Below are 18,208 nucleotides of genomic sequence, written 5' to 3'. Positions count from 1 at the left end.
GGTAGCCGGCTCTCAGTCCTCCGCGAAGCGCCCCGGGTCCGCGATCACCGACCGGACGACCCCGACCGCCGCCCCCAACAGCGGCCCCCGCCGCCCCAGCGGGGAGACGGTCAGCCGCTCGTCCGTCCATGGCCGCACCGTCACCCGCCCGGCGAGTTCCCGCCGCATCGCGGGCAGCAGCCACTGCGCCAGCTCCGCGTAGCCGCCGCCGAGCACCACTTCGGCCGGGTCCAGCAGGCTCACCGCCCCCGCCGCCGCGATCCCTAGCGCCGTCCCGGCCCCGGCGAGCGCGTCGCGGACCTTCACGTCGCCCGCCCGGGCCCGCTCGGCGAGCAGCACCACCCAGTCCCCGTCGACCCCGGCGAGCCCGGCTGCCTCCAGGACCGCCCGTTCCCCCGCGTACCGCTCCAGGCAGCCGCGTGCCCCGCACGGGCAGTCGGGCCCGTCGGGGTGGACGGGAACGTGGCCGAGCTCCCCGGCGAAGCCGCCGGCGCCGCGCAGCAGCCGGCCGCCGACCACCAGCGCGGCGCCGATGCCCGCCTCGGCGGACAGGTGGCAGAAGTCGTCGGGTCGGCCGGCGAGCCAGAGTTCGGCCAGGCCGCCGAGGTTGGCCTCGTTCTCGACGTCGATCGGCAGCCCGGCCAGGTCGATGGCGCCGACCGTACGCAGGGCGGTCCGCAGGCCGGCCGCGACCGGAACGTCGGACCAGCCGAGGTTGGGTGCCCGGACCACCGTTCCCTCCGCCGCGCCGACCGGCCCCGGTACGGCCAGGGCCAGTCCGGCCGGTACCGTCCCGGCCCGGTCGACGACGTCGTGGAGCAGGCCGGCCAGGTCGGCGAGGACCGCCTCGACCGGCCGTCCGCGGTTGTCCACCGCCAGCCGGCGCCACTGCCGGACGTCGCCGCGCAGGTCCACCACGCAGGCGGCCAGGTGCGCCACCCCGATCTCGCCGCCGAGTCCGCCGGGGCCGTCCGGAGCCAGGGTGAGTGCCGTCCCCGGCCGGCCGACCTTTCCGCTGGGGGCGGCCGGTCCGCATTCGGCCACCAGCCCGGCCGTGGTCAGCTCGTCCACCAGCGAGGACACCGCGGCCCTGGTGAGTCCGGTGGCGGCGACCAGTTCGGCGCGCGAGCGGGGTGCGGACGCGATGGCGTCCAGCACCAGTGCCAGGTTGGCCCGCCGAACGCCCTGCTGGCTCGCCGGCCCGCCGCCGCCCACCCGCATGCGCCGCTGCTCCCTCCGTCGGAGCGGGTCAGACCCGCTCGGGCTGGCGCTGCCGGCCGTCGGCCGTCCGCGCGGACAGGCGGGTGAAGACGAAGCGGTTCATCGCCCAGTAGCGGAAGACCATCGCGACCAGGGTTCCGATGATCATGCCGCTGAGGAAGTCCGCGACCTCCTGGGTGAAGTGGCTGACGTCCGGCTGCCGCAGGTCGAACACGTAGCGGGAGGCCGCCAGCGGCAGGTCGTTGACCACCACCGCCAGGGCGCTCACCACGAAGAACAGCACCGCCTCGCGCTGCTTGCCCGCCGCCCGGAACGACCACTGGCGGTTCAGCACGTACGAGATGATCGTCGTGATCACGGTGGCGATGGTCAGGGCGATCACCGGCTTGGTCTGCAGCACAGTGAGCTTCAGGCTGTAGTTGATCAGCATCGTGAGCATGAAGCATGTGCCACCGACCACCAGGAACTTGACCAGTTTCCGGTGCTTCACGAGGAACGGGCGGTAGCGATCCGGCACGAGGGCCAGGGCCCGTTGCGTAGGCGACGGCATTCCCGCAGTGTCGCACGCCACGATGAGAGGGGCGCATCCCAGCGGGGGCGCGCACGTAAAGAAGGGGGCGCGGGAACCTGCGCGACCGACCATCGCTCTACGTGCGTGCGTGGTCGGTCGCGCAGGTTCCCGCGCCCCTGGCGGTACTACCCCACCGCCGCCAGGACCTCCGCCGGCTCCAGGGCGAGCTTCAGGACCTCCCGGACGTCCGAGACCGGGTGGACCGCCAGCCGCTCCAGCACCTCCGCCGGGACGTCGTCCAGGTCCGGCTCGTTCCGCTTGGGGATGATCACCGTGGTGACCCCGGCCCGGTCGGCGGCGAGCAGCTTCTGCTTGACGCCGCCGATCGGCAGCACCCGCCCGGTCAGCGAGACCTCACCGGTCATCGCCACGTCCGTCCGCACCTTCCGCCCCGACAGCAGCGAGGCGAGCGCGGTGGTCATGGTGATGCCGGCGCTCGGGCCGTCCTTGGGGACGGCGCCGGCCGGGACGTGGAGGTGGATGCCGCGGTCGCGCAGCCCGGTGACGGGCAGTTCGAGCTCGGCGCCGCGCGAGCGCAGGTAGGAGAGCGCGATGTGGGCGGACTCCTTCATCACGTCGCCCAGCTGTCCGGTGAGGGTGAGGCCGGTGGAGCCGGTCTCGGCGTCGGCGAGCGAGGCCTCGATGTAGAGGACGTCGCCGCCCGCGCCGGTGACCGCGAGGCCGGTGGCCACACCGGGGACGGCGGTGCGCCGCTCGGCCGGCTCCTGGGCCGACTCGGGGGTGTGGTGCGGTCGGCCGATCAGCGCCCGCAGGTCGTCCGCGCCGATGGCGGCGGGCAGTTCGCGGTCGCCGAGCTCGCTCTGCGCGGCGAGCTTGCGCAGGATCCGGGCGATCGAGCGCTCCAGGTTCCGCACGCCTGCCTCGCGGGTGTACTCGGCGGCCAGCGTGCGCAGCGCCGACTCGTCGACGGCGACGTCCTCGGGCGTCAGTCCGGCCTTCTCCAGCTGGCGCGGGAGCAGGTGGTCGCGGGCGATGACGACCTTCTCGTCCTCGGTGTAGCCGTCGAGTCGGACCAGTTCCATCCGGTCGAGCAGCGGCTCGGGGATGGCCTCCAGGACGTTGGCGGTGGCGAGGAAGACCACGTCGGAGAGGTCGAGCTCGACCTCCAGGTAGTGGTCGCGGAAGGTGTGGTTCTGCGCCGGGTCGAGGACCTCCAGCAGGGCGGCGGCCGGGTCGCCGCGGTAGTCGGAGCCGACCTTGTCGATCTCGTCGAGCAGGACGACCGGGTTCATCGAGCCGGCTTCCTTGATGGCGCGGACGATCCGGCCGGGCAGGGCGCCGACGTAGGTGCGGCGGTGGCCGCGGATCTCGGCCTCGTCGCGGACGCCGCCGAGCGCGACGCGGACGAAGGAGCGGCCCATCGCCCGCGCGACCGACTCGCCGAGCGAGGTCTTGCCGACGCCGGGCGGACCGACCAGGGCGAGCACCGCGCCGCCGCGGCGGCCGCCGATCAGCCCGAGCCCCTGGTCGGCGCGGCGCTTGCGGACGGCCAGGTACTCGACGATGCGGTCCTTCACGTCGGAGAGCCCGGCGTGGTCGGCGTCCAGCACGGCGCGGGCGCCGGCGATGTCGTACGCGTCCTCGGAGCGCTCGCTCCAGGGCAGCTCCAGCACGGTGTCGAGCCAGGTGCGGATCCACGAGCCCTCGGGCGACTGGTCGGACGCCCGCTCCAGCTTGTCGACCTCCTTGAGGGCGGCCTCGCGGACCTTCTCGGGCAGGTCGGCGGCCTCCACCCGGGCCCGGTAGTCGTCCTCCTCGGAGCCGGACTCGCCGTTCAGCTCGGCGAGCTCCTTGCGGACGGCCTCCAGCTGGCGGCGCAGCAGGAACTCCTTCTGCTGCTTGGCCACGCCCTCCTCGACGTCCTTGCGGATGGTCTCGTTGACCTCCTCCTCGGCGAGGTGGTCGCGCATCAGGGTGAGCGCGTACTCGAGGCGGGCCAGCTGGTCGGCCTCCAGCAGCACCTTGAGCTTCTGCTCGGCGGTGGCGAAGGGGGCGTAGCCGATGTTGTCGGCGAGTTCGCCGACGCCGTCGATGGCGGCGACCCGGTCGACGATCTGCCAGGCGCCGCGCTTGCGCAGCCACTGGGTGGCGAGCGCCTTGTACTCCTTGACCAGTTCGGCGGCGCGGCCGGCCACCGGCAGGCCGGGGTCGGACTCACGGAACGCGCTGGTCTCGACCCAGAGGGCGGCCCCGGGGCCGGTGGTGCCGGCGCCGATCCGCACCCGGCGGACGGCGCGGACCAGGGCCGCCGGGTCGCCGTCGGCGAGCCGGCCGACCTGCTCGACGGTAGCGAGGGTGCCGACCGGGGCGTACGAGCCGTCGAGCCGGGGCACCAGCAGGACCTGCGGCTTGGCGCCGCCGGCCGCCGAGCGGGCGGCCTCGACGGCGGCGCGGACCTCGGTGTCCTTGAGGTCCAGCGGGATGACCATGCCGGGGAGCACGACCTCGTCGTCGAGCGGCAGCACGGGAAGGGTGAGCGGAGCGGACGTCGATGCCATGATCTCTCCCCAGTCAGTGAACTTGAGTCGCACTGACTAAGGTTTCGGAGGACAAAGATGTTCCCGCTGAAATGTTCACTCTGAGAGAACGTCGAAAACAGGCCACCGACGCGTGGCGACGAGGCAGCCGGAGCGGCTACGCCGGCCTGAGCACCCACTCGACGACCCGGCGCGGGCGGCGGGGTCCGCGTCCGACGAAGCGGGCGGCGAGGATGCCGATCAGCAGCGCGGCCGGGTGGCCCACGGCGGTGACGAGGTCGTTGTCGGTGGCCACCTGGTGGCCGACCATGGCCAGCGCACCGGCCAGGACGAGCAGCCGCCCGGCCGGCGGGAGGAGCAGGGCCAGTGCGCCGAGGCTGGCGAGCACGCCGTAGCTGACGCCGATGTCCAGGGCGTCGAGCGCGTCCGGGGCCATCGCCCCGGCCGCCACCGCCACCACCACCACGGCCTGCGACAGCAGGGTGGCGATGACGTGTCCGGCGGCGAAGACGCCGGCCGCGCGGACTCCGCCGACCCGGCGCTCCAGCGGGGCGACGGTGAGCAGGAAGGCCCAGAAGTAGGGGGTCCAGATCGGCCCGGCGACCCACAGGCCGCTGCCGAGCAGGGCAAGCACCGGGTGCGCCAGCAGATTGTGGGCGTCGGTGCTGGAGAGCGACTGCAGCCGGTGCACCAGGTCCGCGTCGCCGAAGCGGGCGAAGAGCGTGGTGCCGAGCAGCAGGGCGAGATACAGAAGCGCGAACGGGTTGCGGCGCGGCGTGGGGACGCCGCGCAGCACCGTGCGCAGCAGCCGCCGCGTCGGTTCGGCAAGGGTCATGACGCCTCCCGATCGGGCTTGTCGTGGCCACGATACGTCGCAGATCTGAGAGTCCGCTGAGGAAGTCCTGTGAAGAGCGGAACGATGTCCACCGGATCCCGCTCCGCCTTGGTCCGTACCAGCCCTCCGCTTACGCACGAGTAACCGGGCGGGCATTGGGCAAGCGCCGGGTAGGACGGCATACGCACCGTTACGGGGGAGATTTTGGGCGGGTAAGGTAGCGGCCCGTGCCTGCCTGATGTGTCCGGGTCCACCTCCCGGAACACCGGGTGGTGTCCGTACTCTGCGTGGGTACGGAAAAGGTGCGCGCCCACGGCGCACACACCTGCTCCGGGGTCGTCGGCGGAACGGCGCCCGGAGGAACACCGGCGGGCCGGGCACAGTGCCCACGACGGAACAAGACGACTACGACGCGGAGCCCGCTGTCCCCACAGACGGCCGGCCCGCAGCCCTGGGGGCGGTGGCGTGACCGTGACAGAAATTCAGCAAGAGACCATCAGCAGCAGCCCGGTTGGTACCCAGCGACGGGTCCTCGTCGTCGAGGACGAACCCACCATCGCCGAGTCCATCGCCGCCCGCCTGGGCGCGGAGGGCTTCAAGGTCGCCGTGGCCCACGACGGCCCCGGCGCGGTGGACGGCTTCCACACCTGGCAGCCGGACCTCGTCGTGCTCGACATCATGCTGCCCGGCTTCGACGGCCTGGAGGTCTGCCGTCGCATCCAGGCCCAGCGCCCGGTGCCGGTACTGATGCTGACCGCCCGCGACGACGAGACGGACCTGCTGGTCGGCCTCGGCGTCGGTGCGGACGACTACATGACCAAGCCGTTCTCGATGCGCGAGCTGGCGGCCCGGGTCAACGTGCTGCTGCGCCGCGTGGAGCGCGCCCAGCAGGCGGCGCGGACCCCCGCGCTCGGCAGCCTGCGCTTCGGCGAGCTGGAGATCGACCACGTCCAGCGGCGGGTCCGGATCGGCTCGGGTGACGTCCACCTGACCCCGACCGAGTTCGACCTGCTGGCGTGCCTGGCCGCGCAGCCGCGCGCCGTGCTCACCCGCGAGCAGCTGCTGGCCGAGGTCTGGGACTGGACCGACGCCTCCGGCACCCGCACCGTGGACAGCCATGTGAAGGCGCTGCGCCGCAAGATCGGTGCCAGCTGGATCCGCACGGTGCACGGCGTCGGGTACGCCCTGGAGGCACCGCTCTCCTAGCCGGACGCGACGACATGGGCCACCGGGGGGCCCATGACGTTGGCACCGGCTCCCGCTCACCGGGATCGGAATCACAAAGGCCACCATGACCTTTCCACAGCAACGCAACAGGGACGCCGACTCCCCTCGTCCGGGCCTGGCCGTGCGCGCCGCCCGACGGGTGTGGGCCGACATGCGGCCGCTCGACCCGGTCCGCTCCATCAAGGGCAAGCTGACCCTGTTGGTGATCGTCTCGGTGGTGCTCGCCACCGGCATGGTCGTGGTCGCGATCCGGTCGGAGACCCAGATCCGGATCATCATGATCTTCTCGATGATCGCCTCCCTGCTCTTCATGCAGTTCCTCGCGCACGGCCTGACCGCGCCACTGCGCGACATGACCGCCGCGGCCCGGGCGATGGCGCGCGGCGACTACAGCGCGCGGGTGGACGCCTCCTCGCGCGACGAGATCGGCGAGCTGGCCACCACCTTCAACCTGATGGCCGCCGACCTGGAGGCCGCCGACCGGCACCGGCGCGAGCTGATCGCCAACGTCTCGCACGAACTGCGCACCCCCATCGCCGCCCTGCGCGGCGTCCTGGAGAACGTGGTGGACGGCGTGGTGCGGCCCGACCCGCAGACGCTGGGCGCCGCCCTGGAGCAGACCGAGCGGCTCGGCCGGCTGGTCACCCACCTGCTCGACCTGTCCAAGCTGGACGACGGCGTGGTGCCGCTGGACGCCCGCCCCTTCGAGGTCCGGCCGTTCCTGGACGGCGTGCTGCGCGGCGTCACGGTGGACGGCGCGACGGCCGGCGGCGCGTACGCCCGGCGCGGCGACGTCCGGCTGGCGCTGGAGGTCGAGCCGGACGGGCTGGGCGCGGTGGCCGACCCGGAGCGGCTGCACCAGGTGGTGGCCAACCTGGTCGACAACGCCTGCAAGCACTCCCCGATCGGCGGCACGGTGACCGTGCGGGCGCTGCCCGGCGAGCAGCCGGGGGCGCTGCGGCTGGAGGTCGAGGACGAGGGGCCGGGCATCCCGGCGGCCGACCGCGAGCGGGTGTTCGAGCGCTTCGGCCGCAGCGGCAGCGCGACCGCGCTCGGCCCGGGCAGCGACGGCGGTACGGGCCTCGGCCTGGCCATCGCCCGCTGGGCCGTCGACCTGCACGGCGGCGAGATCCGGGTCGCCGAATCCGCCCGGGGCTGCCGGATCGAGGTCACCCTGCCGGGTGAGGCACCGGTCTCGGCCTAGTTGTCACAGAACCGGTACAAACCGGGGTCGAACTGCTCGAAAGATCGACCCCGGACGGTACCCAGCCGTCGGTTTGTCCGATTTAATGGCGGTATCGGCCGGGCGGCGGACCATGCGGGTTCCCACCTTTTGCGGATCTCTAACGTGCAGATCCGGCCAAATTCCTGTCCGGCGATGTGATCTGGGCGACGCCTGACCATCGGGGACTGCGCGATCACTGGTCAGGGGCGTAGCCTTAATCCCCGCTGTCCAACCATCCAAAAGGAAGCGGAAGAGGGCGGTTGCCCCGATGTCGCCACACCCTGAAACCCCCAGCAGCTCGGCAAGCTCCACTGGCTTCGGCCCCAATGAGTGGCTCGTCGACGAGATCTACCAGCAGTACCTCCAGGATCCCAACTCGGTCGACCGAGCCTGGTGGGACTTTTTCGCCGACTACAAGCCCGGTACCGAGGTGACTCCAGTGACCCAGGCCGCAACCCCGGTCGGCCCCACGCCGACCACCGTTGCCGCTCCTGCCGCGGCCGCTCCGGCGGCGCCCGCCCCCGCTGCACCGGCCGCGCCCGCCGCCCCGGTCCAGCCGGCGCCCGCGCCGCTGGCCGCCGCTCCGGCCGCCCCGCCTGCGCCGAAGGCCGCCGCCCCGGCCGCGCCCGCGGCGCTCGCCGACGGCCCCGAGCTCGTCCAGCTGCGCGGCCCGGCCAAGGCCGTGGCCACCAACATGGACGCCTCGCTGGAGGTTCCGACCGCCACCTCGGTGCGCGCTGTCCCGGCCAAGCTGCTGATCGACAACCGCATCGTCATCAACAACCACCTTCAGCGTGCCCGCGGTGGGAAGGTCTCCTTCACCCACCTGATCGGCTACGCCCTGGTCCAGGCCGTCAAGGCCAACCCGGGCATGAACCACAGCTACAAGGTGGAGGACGGCAAGTCCTTCCTGGTCAAGCCGGAGCACATCAACCTCGGCCTGGCCATCGACCTGGTGAAGCCGAACGGTGACCGCCAGCTCGTCGTCGCGGCCATCAAGAAGGCCGAGACCCTCGACTTCTTCGGCTTCTGGCAGGCCTACGAGGACATCGTCCGCCGGGCCCGCGCCAACAAGCTGACCATGGAGGACTTCACCGGGGTCACCGTCTCGCTGACCAACCCCGGCGGCATCGGCACCGTGCACTCCGTGCCGCGCCTGATGCAGAACCAGGGCACCATCGTCGGCGTCGGCGCCATGGAGTACCCGGCCGAGTTCCAGGGCTCCTCCCCGGACACCCTGGCGCGCCTGGGCATCTCCAAGATCATGACGCTGACCTCGACCTACGACCACCGCGTCATCCAGGGTGCGGCGTCCGGCGAGTTCCTGCGCTCGATCCACCAGCTGCTGCTGGGCGAGAACGGCTTCTACGACGAGATCTTCGAGTCGCTGCGGATCCCGTACGAGCCGGTCCGCTGGGCCACCGACGTGGCCACCACCCACGACGACGAGGTCAACAAGACCGCCCGCGTCATGGAGCTGATCCACGCGTACCGCGTGCGCGGCCACCTGATGGCCGACACCGACCCGCTGGAGTACAAGCAGCGCAAGCACCCCGACCTGGACGTCGTCCAGCACGGCCTCACCCTGTGGGACCTGGAGCGCGAGTTCGCGGTCGGCGGCTTCGGCGGCCAGAAGATGATGAAGCTCCGCGACATCCTCGGCCTGCTGCGCAACACCTACTGCCGCACCGTCGGCATCGAGTACATGCACATCCAGGACCCGAAGCAGCGCAAGTGGCTGCAGGAGCGCCTGGAGAAGCCGTACACCAAGCCCGAGCGCGAGGAGCAGCTGCGCATCCTGCGCCGGCTGAACTCGGCCGAGGCCTTCGAGACCTTCCTGCAGACCAAGTACGTCGGCCAGAAGCGCTTCTCGCTGGAGGGCGGCGAGTCGCTCATCCCGCTGCTCGACGCCACCATCGACTCGGCCGCCGAGCACCGCCTCGACGAGGCCGTCATCGGCATGGCCCACCGCGGCCGCCTGAACGTGCTGGCCAACATCGTCGGCAAGCCGTACTCCCGGATCTTCGGCGAGTTCGAGGGCAACCTCGACCCGAAGTCCATGCACGGCTCCGGCGACGTCAAGTACCACCTGGGCGCCGAGGGCACCTTCACCGGCCTGGACGGCGAGACCATCAAGGTCTCCCTGGCGGCGAACCCGTCCCACCTGGAGACGGTCGACCCGGTCGTCGAGGGCATCGTCCGCGCCAAGCAGGACGTGCTGGACCAGGGCGGCACCACCTTCCCGGTGCTGCCGATCCAGATCCACGGCGACGCGGCCTTCGCCGGCCAGGGTGTCGTCGCGGAGACCCTGAACATGTCGCAGCTGCGGGGCTACCGCACCGGCGGCACGATCCACCTGGTGGTCAACAACCAGGTCGGCTTCACCGCCGCCCCGGCCTCCTCGCGCTCGTCGATGTACTGCACCGACGTGGCCCGCATGATCGAGGCGCCGATCTTCCACGTGAACGGCGACGACCCGGAGGCCGTGGTCCGCGTCGCGCGGCTCGCCTTCGAGTTCCGCCAGGCGTTCCACAAGGACGTCGTGATCGACCTCATCTGCTACCGCCGCCGCGGTCACAACGAGGCCGACAACCCGTCGTTCACCCAGCCGCTGATGTACGACCTGATCGACAAGAAGCGCTCGGTGCGCAAGCTCTACACCGAGGGCCTGATCGGTCGCGGCGACATCACCATGGAAGAGGCGGAGCAGGCGCTCCAGGACTTCCAGGGCCAGCTGGAGAAGGTCTTCGCCGAGGTCCGCGAGGCGACCACCACGCCGATCTCCGCGACCAACGGCAAGCCGGTCGCCGACTTCCCGGTCAACATCCAGACCGGCATCTCCGAGGAGATGGTCAAGCGCATCGCCGCCGCGCAGGTCAACCTGCCGGAGTGGCTGACCGTCCACCCGCGCCTGCTGCCGCAGCTGCAGCGCCGCGCCGCCTCGGTCGAGGACAACACCATCGACTGGGCGATGGGCGAGACCCTCGCCATCGGCTCGCTGCTGATGGAGGGTCACCCGGTCCGCCTGGCCGGCCAGGACTCCCGTCGCGGCACCTTCGGCCAGCGCCACGCGGTCCTGATCGACCGCAAGACCGGCGAGGACTACACCCCGCTGCTCTACCTGACCGAGGACCAGGCCCGCTTCACCGTCTACGACAGCCTGCTGTCGGAGTACGCGGCGATGGGCTTCGAGTACGGCTACTCGCTGACCCGCCCGAACGCGCTGGTCATGTGGGAGGCGCAGTTCGGCGACTTCGTCAACGGCGCGCAGACCATGGTGGACGAGTACATCGCCTCCGCCGAGCAGAAGTGGGGCCAGCACTCCGGCGTCACCCTGCTGCTGCCGCACGGCATGGAGGGCCAGGGCCCGGACCACTCGTCCGCCCGCCCGGAGCGCTTCCTGCAGCTGTGCGCGCAGGACAACATGACGGTCGCGATGCCCACCTCGCCGTCGAACTACTTCCACCTGCTGCGCTGGCAGGCGCACAACCCGCACCACAAGCCGCTCATCGTCTTCACCCCGAAGTCGATGCTGCGCCTGAAGGCTGCGGCGGCCTCCACCAGCGAGTTCCTGTCCGGCTCGTTCCGTCCGGTCATCGGGGACTCCACGGTGGACCCGGCGCAGGTGCGCAAGGTCGTCATCACCTCCGGCAAGTTCTACTACGACCTGGAGGCGGCCCGGACCGAGCGCGGTATCACCGACACCGCGATCGTCCGGATGGAGCGGCTCTACCCGCTGCCGGTGGCCGAGCTCCAGGAGGAGCTGAGCCGCTACGGCGACAATGTCCAGTTCATCTGGGCGCAGGAGGAGCCGGCCAACCAGGGTGCCTGGCCGTTCATCGCGATGAACCTGGTCGACCACCTGCAGGTCGTCATCGGTCGCAGCGCCAACGGCGGTGCGCGCCTGCTCCGCGTCGCCCGCCAGGCCTCCTCGGCCCCGGCGGTCGGCTCGGCCAAGCGCCACGCGGCCGAGCAGGCGGCGATCGTCGACGAGGTCTTCTCGATCTGACGCCGGGGAGCGACGTTGTACTTCACCGACCGCGGCATCGAGGAGCTGGAGAGCCGGCGCGGCGACGAGGAGGTCACCTTCGAGTGGCTGGCCGAGCGCCTGCGTGAGTTCGTCGACCTCAACCCGGACTTCGAGGTCCCGGTCGAGCGGCTGGCCACCTGGCTGGCCCGCCTCGACGACGAGGACGACGAGTAGCTCGCCGCACAGCTGAGAACGGCCCGGGAGGCATCCGCCTCCCGGGCCGTTCGCCGTTCCCGGGCAGTCCTCCGGAAGGTGCTTGACATCGCCGTCACGCGATATATCGTGAATGACAGAGGAACGCGATACATCGCGAACGGGAGGACACAGTCATGACCCAGTGGACGGTCGGCGAGGCCGACAGGATCAGCTTCGACGAGACGGTCACCACCCTGCACGTGCGGATCGTCGAGGGCGCCGTCAACGTCGTGCCCACCGACGGCCCAGCCCGACTGGAGGTGGCCGAGATCAAGGGCGAGCCGCTACTGGTCACCCTGGAGGACGGCGTACTGACCGTCTCGTACAAGGACCTCAGCTGGAGCGAGTTCGGCGACGCGGTGAAGACCGTGCACTCCGCCAAGGCCTTCTTCGGCTCGCTGCGGCGCAAGCGCCGCGCCGTGGTCTCGCTCGCCGTCCCCGCCGACGCCCTGGTGAAGATCGGCACCGTCTCCGCCGACACCACCGTCTCCGGCATCGCCGGCGAGGTCTCGGTGCACGGCGCCAGCGGCGGCACCACGCTGGTCGGCCTCTCCGGCCAGACCCAGGTCCACACCGTCTCCGGCGAGGTCGAGGCCCAGGAACTGGCCGGCGAGCTGCGGGTCAACACCGTCTCCGGCGCCGTCACCCTGATGGCCGGCTCCGCGCCGAAGATCCAGGCCAAGTCGGTCAGCGGCGCCATCACCCTCGACCTGGACGTCACCACGCCCACCGAGATCACCGCCACCACCGTCTCCGGCGGCGTCGGCGTCCGCCTCCCCTCGCTGGCCGACGCCAAGGTCGAGGCCGGCACCACCACCGGCGACCTCACCAGCACCTTCGAGGAGCTGACCCTCGCCTCCAGCTGGGGCGCCAAGCGGCTGTCCGGCCAGCTCGGCAGCGGCACCGGCCGCCTCCAGGTCACCACGGTGACCGGCCCGGTGACCATCCAGCGCCGCCCCGACACCGAGGACGACCGCCCGGTCCGGGAGCTGCCGACCACCAGCCTGAGCAAGGAGCTCTGACATGACCCCCGTCTTCGGCCACGGCCGGCTCCGCCTGTACCTGCTGAAGCTGCTCGACGAGAGCCCCCGGCACGGCTACGAGGTGATCCGCCTGCTGGAGGAGCGCTTCCAGGGCCTGTACGCGCCGTCCGCCGGTACCGTCTACCCCCGGCTGGCCAAGCTGGAGGCGGAGGGTCTGGTCACCCACTCCACCGAGGGCGGCCGCAAGGTCTACCGCCTCACCGACGCCGGCCGCACCGAACTGGCCGCCCGCCAGAGCGAGGTCGCCGAGCTGGAGCAGGAGATCCGCGACTCGGTCGCCCAGCTCGCCGGGGCGATCCGCGAGGACGTCCGGGACAGCGCCAAGGACCTGCGCGCCCAGCTCTGGGGCGACGCCAAGAGCGCCCCCCGACCCGCCGCCGGCGGGGGCGGTGTCGGCGGCGCAGGTGGCGGCGACCCGTGGGCCGGGCCCTGGGGGGACAAGGAGTCCTGGCAGCGGGCCAAGGAGGAGTTCGCCCAGTTCAAGGCGCAGGCCAAGGAACAGGCCAAGCGCGCCAAGGAGCAGGAGAAGGTCGCCAAGGACAAGGCCAAGGCCGCCGAGGCCGAGGCCAGGCGGCTGCGCGAGCAGTCCAAGGCGGCGCGCAGTGCCGCCCAGCAGGAGGCGCTGCGGCTGAAGAAGCGGGTCGAGGAGCAGATCCGCGAGCACGCCGGACGCGGCGACTGGTCCACCGGCCTCGCCGAGGGCCTGGCCGAGCTCACCCGGGGGCTCGGGTCGCTCGCCGACGCCGCGAAGTGGGGTCACCCCACCGCGGAGGAGCAGGTCAAGGTCACCCGCATCGACGTCGACCAGGACGAGCCCGCCGACCTCCCGGACTGGGCCCGTGTGGACACCACCGCGGACCCCGCCCGCGAGCTCGAGCGCCTGCTCGACCGCTTCCGCGACCACGTCCGCGACGCCGCCCGCGACAGCGGTGTCACCGCGGAACAGCTCGCCCGGGCCCAGGCCGTCCTGGCGGCTGCAGCCCGGAAGCTCTCTTAGGTCAGGCGAGCGCACCGAAGGGGCGCGTGGGGGTACCTCCAATGCCGTCAAGTTTGGTGTTGGGGCTGGTAGGGGTGGGAGTTCGGGCTGTTGTGGTCGATGGTGGCGGTCAGGGTGGCTCTGCCGGCGGGGATGATCTGTCGCTTCCTGCCGTTCCCGATCTTTCCGGCCGCGTATTTGGACAGGGGTCGTTTGACCAGGCGGTTGTAGATCCGTAGGCGGCGTTCGGGTAGGGGGTGGTCGCGCAGATAGGTGCCGACCGCCCCCAGCAGGTGGGCATCGGTGGGGCCCTCGATCTGTACCGCGGCGGTGATGCCGTTGACAGCTTCGCGCAGGGCGAGGGTGAAGCCCATGGCGGTGCAGCGCAGTCCGGCTGCGGCCCCGGCGCGGGCCATGACCAGTCGCAGCAGTTGGTAGGCGATGAGCAGGGCGTGCAGTTCCTGAGCCAGGCCGGCGGGGCCGGTGCAGTGCAGGACCTTCCCGTCGAGCATCGTGGACTTGATCGAGCAGAACGCTTCCTCGACTTCCCAGCGGTCGTGGTAGCAGGCCACGACCTGGTCGGCGGGGTGGGTGCGCCAGTTGAGAAGAGTGGTGGCGAACAGCCAGGTGCTGGTGCGGGTGCCTTCGCCGGTGGTGATCTGCACGGTGACGGCGATCGCGCGGACCTTGCGTCCGGCCCGGACGGTGAGCCATGAGCCGTCCGGGTAGCGCTCCAGGGCGACCAGACGGGCGGTGCGAGGCAGCCGGACGACGAAGTCGGCGCCGGTGGCGGCCACGTCCGACAGGAACCCGGCCGCGTCGAAGCCCGCGTCCAGCAGGACCAGCATCCCCGTGTGCAGGCTGCGCAGCAGACGCCTGGCCGGGACGAACTCGCGGCCGGCCACCGGACCGAACACGGCGTCGATCAGGGCTCGGGTGGTGCAGTAGACCAGGACGATCACCTGTACCTGCGGATAGCCGGCCGTGCCGTGGCGGTGCGCGTGCTTACCCAGCCAGGCCCGGTTCGCCCCGGAGTCGGGGACGTCGAGGACCGTGCCGTCGATCGCGCAGACCTCAAGGCCGCGCCACAGGCCCGGCACCGTGTCGGGGTGGCGGCACAACTCGCCGAGCAGCAGTCGCAGCGGTCTTGTTCCCAGCCGGGCCCGTGCGGCGTGCAGGCCCTGCCGAGTCGGGTCGGGCAGCCCCGGCCCGACCAACGCGGCACACAGCATCCGGTAGGCCGCACTCAAGGGTGCCGACCCGCACAACCCCTGGACGACCAGCAGGTAGACCACCACCCGGGCCGGCAGGTCACGCACCCGACGCTGCACCGTGCCGGTCCGCGCGAGCGCGTCATCCACCGCCGAGAACGGCAGCAACCAGGTCAGCGGGCCCAGATGCCCCGGCGCGAAACACCCAACAGCTGCGGACAGCGTGCGCGTGATGACAGACTTGGACACCGGCAGGGCTCCTCCACGGAAACGGACTCGACACCCAAATCCGTAGCGGGGCCCTGCCCTCGTTGTCCCCAAAACCGGCGAAACACCAGCCCATACCCCCAACCCGCCATAACTTGACGGCATTGGGGGTACCTCCCGGCCGAAGGCTGGGGGAGAACTGCGCGACCGACCATGCACTCAGGTAGAGCGTGGCTGGTCGCGCAGTTCCTCGCGCCCCTGGGTAGTGCAACTACGGCTGGAGGACCAGCTTGCCGAAGACGTCGCCCTTCGCCATCCGCTCGAACGCCCCCCGGGCGTCGGTGAGCGGCCGGACGGAGTCGATCACCGGACGGATGCCGGTGTTGGCGCAGAGCGAGAGCAGCCCGGCCAGCTCTTCCTTGGTGCCCATGGTCGAGCCGACCACCTTGAGCTCCAGGAAGAAGATCCGGTTCAGCTCGGCGGCCTTCGGGCTGTAGCCGCTGGTGGCGCCGGAGATGACGATCGTGCCGCCGGGTCGCAGGGACTTGACCGAGTGCGACCAGGTGGCGGCGCCGACGGTCTCCATCACGGCGTCGACCCGCTCGGGCAGCCGGGCGCCGCTCTCGAAGGCGGCATCGGCGCCGAGTTCGACGGCGCGGGCCCGCTTCGCCTCGTCCCGGCCGGTGACCCACATCCGCAGGCCGGCGGCCTTGCCCAGCACCACCAGCGCGGTGGCGACGCCACCGCCGGCGCCCTGGACCAGGACGGTGTCACCGGGCTTCACCCCGGCGTTGGTGAACAGCATCCGGTAGGCGGTGAGCCACGCGGTGGGGAGGCAGGCGGCCTCCTCGAAGCTGAGTTCGGCCGGCTTGGGCAGCAGGTTCCAGGTGGGGACGGCGACCCGCTCGGCGAAGGTGCCCTGGTAGCGCTCGGTGAGGATGGAGCGGGGCTCGTTCGGGCCGACGCCGTGGCCGGACTGGCCGATGACGGAGTGGATGACCACCTCGTTGCCGTGCTCGTCGATGCCGGCGGCGTCGCAGCCGAGGATCATCGGCAGTCGCTCGGCCGGCAGGCCGACGCCGCGCAGCGACCAGAGGTCGTGGTGGTTGAGGGTGGCGGCCTTGACCGTTACCACGCTCCAGCCGGGCCGGGCCTCCGGCTCGGGGAGCTCGCCCAACTCCAGCCCGCTCAGCGGGTCGTCTGCGTCGATACGTGCGGCGTAGGCAGCGAACATGGTCCGGACGATAGCGGGGAAGGGCCGGGGCCCGGTACCACGCGGTGGTGTGAGCATCACCGCGTGTCGCCGGGCCCCTCGGTCGTGCTAGAGCGTCTCGGACGGACCGGCCGTCAGACGCGCGCCACGCCCTCGGCGCGGGCGGCGTCGGCGACGGCCTTGGTGACGGCCGGCGCGACCCGCTCGTCGAACGGGGACGGGATGACCTTCTGCGGGGTCAGCTCGTCGGCGACGACGCCGGCCAGCGCCTTGGCGGCGGCCAGCTTCATACCCTCGGTGATCCGGCTGGCGCGCACGGAGAGCGCACCGGCGAAGATGCCCGGGAAGGCGAGCACGTTGTTGATCTGGTTCGGGAAGTCCGAGCGGCCGGTGGCGACCACTGCGGCGTACTTGTGGGCCACCTCGGGGTGGATCTCCGGGTTGGGGTTGGCCATCGCGAAGACGAAGCAGCCCTCGGCCATGGTCGCCACGACGTCCTCGGGGACGGTGCCGCCGGAGACGCCGATGAAGACGTCGGCGCCGGCCAGCGCGTCGGCGAGCGAGCCCTTGATGCCGGACTTGTTGGTGAGCGCGGCGATCTCGGCCTTGACGTCGGTCAGGTCACCGCGACCCTCGTACACCACGCCCTTGCGGTCGCAGACGGAGACGTCGCCGATGCCGGCCGCGACCAGCATCTTGGCGATGGCGATGCCGGCGGCGCCGGCGCCGGAGATGACGGCGCGCAGCGAGCCGATCTCGCGGCCGGTGACCTTGGCGGCGTTCCACAGGGCGGCAGTGGTGACGATCGCGGTGCCGTGCTGGTCGTCGTGGAAGATCGGGATGTCCAGGGCGTCCTGCAGGCGCCGCTCGATCTCGAAGCAGCGCGGGGCGGAGATGTCCTCCAGGTTGACGCCGCCGAAGGACGGAGCGAGCCGGACCACCGTCTCGACGATCTCGTCCACGTCGGTGCAGGCGAGCGCGATCGGGACGGCGTCCACGCCGCCGAACTGCTTGAAGAGGATCGCCTTGCCCTCCATGACCGGCAGGGAGGCCTCGGGGCCGATGTCACCGAGGCCGAGCACCGCGGTGCCGTCGGTGACGACGGCGACGGTGTTGGCCTTCCAGGTGTAGTCGTTCACCAGCTCGGGCTGCTCCGCGATGGCGGTGCACACACGGGCGACGCCGGGGGTGTAGGCGAGGGACAGGTCGTCCGCATCGCGCACCGGGACGGTCGCCCGGACCTCCATCTTGCCCCCGCGGTGGAGGGCGAAGACGGCGTCGACCGGGTCTTCGGTGTCCTGAGTGTTGGTGTGGATGATCTCCGCTGCCACTATGACCTCTTCGTCAATGATCAGCGAGAGCGCGAAGCCGACGGTCGGTCGACCCTGGCTTCTACGGGGTACCGGGTGCGCGCGACGCACCCGGGAAGCCGGGTCGGGGCGCAGCCGTCGGGCGGCGCCCTCGATTGAGGGTTGTTCTGCTGTTCCGCGTTGTTCTGCCGGTCGTACCCAGGCGGCGGAGACCGGATCGCCAAAGTGACGGACTCCGTCCGAGCCTAGGCCGGACCACGGCACCGCACCTTGTGCCGATGTGTCCTCTCAGCGAACTGTTCACGGCGATGTGGCCACTTGACGACGCCCGGATCTCGGAAGGAACCGGGCGCCGGTGGCGGCAATCGCCGTCCAGCGCGCTTACCCGTGGGAGTGAACGCAGACCCGTAGGGGAGTCGGTGCCTCGGATCCAGAGCCGACGTACT

General features: G+C 71.5%; 13 protein-coding genes. 6 read left to right on the top strand and 7 right to left on the bottom strand.

Features of this window, described 5'->3' with window-relative positions:
• Positions 1-12: 12 nt before the first annotated feature.
• The 4 genes from FHR36_RS03245 to FHR36_RS03230 form a co-directional block, all read right to left on the bottom strand.
• A complete protein-coding gene (locus tag FHR36_RS03245) occupies positions 13-1,221 on the bottom strand; it encodes an ROK family transcriptional regulator (RefSeq protein ID WP_253793576.1) in 1,209 nt (402 codons plus the stop codon).
• A gap of 28 nt (positions 1,222-1,249) precedes the next feature.
• The gene (locus FHR36_RS03240) at positions 1,250-1,711 is read right to left on the bottom strand and encodes a GtrA family protein (protein ID WP_253793574.1); all 462 of its coding nucleotides are present in this window, start codon (positions 1,709-1,711) and stop codon (positions 1,250-1,252) included.
• Positions 1,712-1,917: 206 nt separating this feature from the next.
• Complete coding sequence (gene lon / locus FHR36_RS03235; protein ID WP_253793572.1) at positions 1,918-4,311, bottom strand: endopeptidase La; 2,394 nt, start codon at positions 4,309-4,311, stop codon at positions 1,918-1,920.
• Positions 4,312-4,447: 136 nt separating this feature from the next.
• On the bottom strand, positions 4,448-5,125 hold the full coding sequence (locus tag FHR36_RS03230; RefSeq protein WP_253793570.1) for a rhomboid-like protein: 678 nt from the start codon (positions 5,123-5,125) through the stop codon (positions 4,448-4,450).
• A 471-nt stretch (positions 5,126-5,596) separates the two neighbouring features.
• Between FHR36_RS03230 and FHR36_RS03225 the strand changes: the two genes are divergently transcribed.
• From FHR36_RS03225 to FHR36_RS03200, 6 genes are all read left to right on the top strand, one after another.
• Positions 5,597-6,331, top strand: coding sequence for a response regulator transcription factor (locus FHR36_RS03225; RefSeq protein ID WP_253793568.1), 735 nt, complete (start codon positions 5,597-5,599; stop codon positions 6,329-6,331).
• Between the two features lie 85 nt (positions 6,332-6,416).
• The gene (locus FHR36_RS03220; RefSeq protein WP_380231965.1) at positions 6,417-7,556 is read left to right on the top strand and encodes a HAMP domain-containing sensor histidine kinase; all 1,140 of its coding nucleotides are present in this window, start codon (positions 6,417-6,419) and stop codon (positions 7,554-7,556) included.
• 289 nt (positions 7,557-7,845) lie between these two features.
• Positions 7,846-11,586 (top strand): multifunctional oxoglutarate decarboxylase/oxoglutarate dehydrogenase thiamine pyrophosphate-binding subunit/dihydrolipoyllysine-residue succinyltransferase subunit, encoded by a 3,741-nt coding sequence (locus FHR36_RS03215; RefSeq protein WP_253793566.1) that lies wholly within the window; start codon positions 7,846-7,848, stop codon positions 11,584-11,586.
• Between the two features lie 15 nt (positions 11,587-11,601).
• A complete protein-coding gene (locus FHR36_RS03210; RefSeq protein ID WP_030309148.1) occupies positions 11,602-11,781 on the top strand; it encodes a DUF6104 family protein in 180 nt (59 codons plus the stop codon).
• Between the two features lie 155 nt (positions 11,782-11,936).
• Positions 11,937-12,824 (top strand): DUF4097 family beta strand repeat-containing protein, encoded by an 888-nt coding sequence (locus FHR36_RS03205; protein ID WP_253793564.1) that lies wholly within the window; start codon positions 11,937-11,939, stop codon positions 12,822-12,824.
• Between the two features lies 1 nt (position 12,825).
• Positions 12,826-13,842, top strand: coding sequence for a PadR family transcriptional regulator (locus tag FHR36_RS03200; RefSeq protein ID WP_253793562.1), 1,017 nt, complete (start codon positions 12,826-12,828; stop codon positions 13,840-13,842).
• 47 nt (positions 13,843-13,889) lie between these two features.
• Here the strand turns inward: FHR36_RS03200 and FHR36_RS03195 are convergent, their stop codons facing one another.
• The 3 genes from FHR36_RS03195 to FHR36_RS03185 form a co-directional block, all read right to left on the bottom strand.
• Positions 13,890-15,281, bottom strand: a complete 1,392-nt coding sequence (locus FHR36_RS03195) for an IS4 family transposase (RefSeq protein WP_253793560.1) — start codon at positions 15,279-15,281, stop codon at positions 13,890-13,892.
• 229 nt (positions 15,282-15,510) lie between these two features.
• The gene (locus FHR36_RS03190) at positions 15,511-16,473 is read right to left on the bottom strand and encodes a zinc-binding dehydrogenase (RefSeq protein ID WP_253793558.1); all 963 of its coding nucleotides are present in this window, start codon (positions 16,471-16,473) and stop codon (positions 15,511-15,513) included.
• 113 nt (positions 16,474-16,586) lie between these two features.
• Positions 16,587-17,783 (bottom strand): NAD(P)-dependent malic enzyme, encoded by a 1,197-nt coding sequence (locus FHR36_RS03185; RefSeq protein WP_308199145.1) that lies wholly within the window; start codon positions 17,781-17,783, stop codon positions 16,587-16,589.
• Positions 17,784-18,208: the final 425 nt, after the last annotated feature.

The organism is Kitasatospora cinereorecta (assembly GCF_024172095.1).
In the GTDB taxonomy this organism is placed as follows: Bacteria; Actinomycetota; Actinomycetes; order Streptomycetales; family Streptomycetaceae; genus Kitasatospora; species Kitasatospora cinereorecta.
Note: the sequence above shows the minus strand (reverse complement) of the source record. Positions and strands in the feature narration are given on the sequence as shown.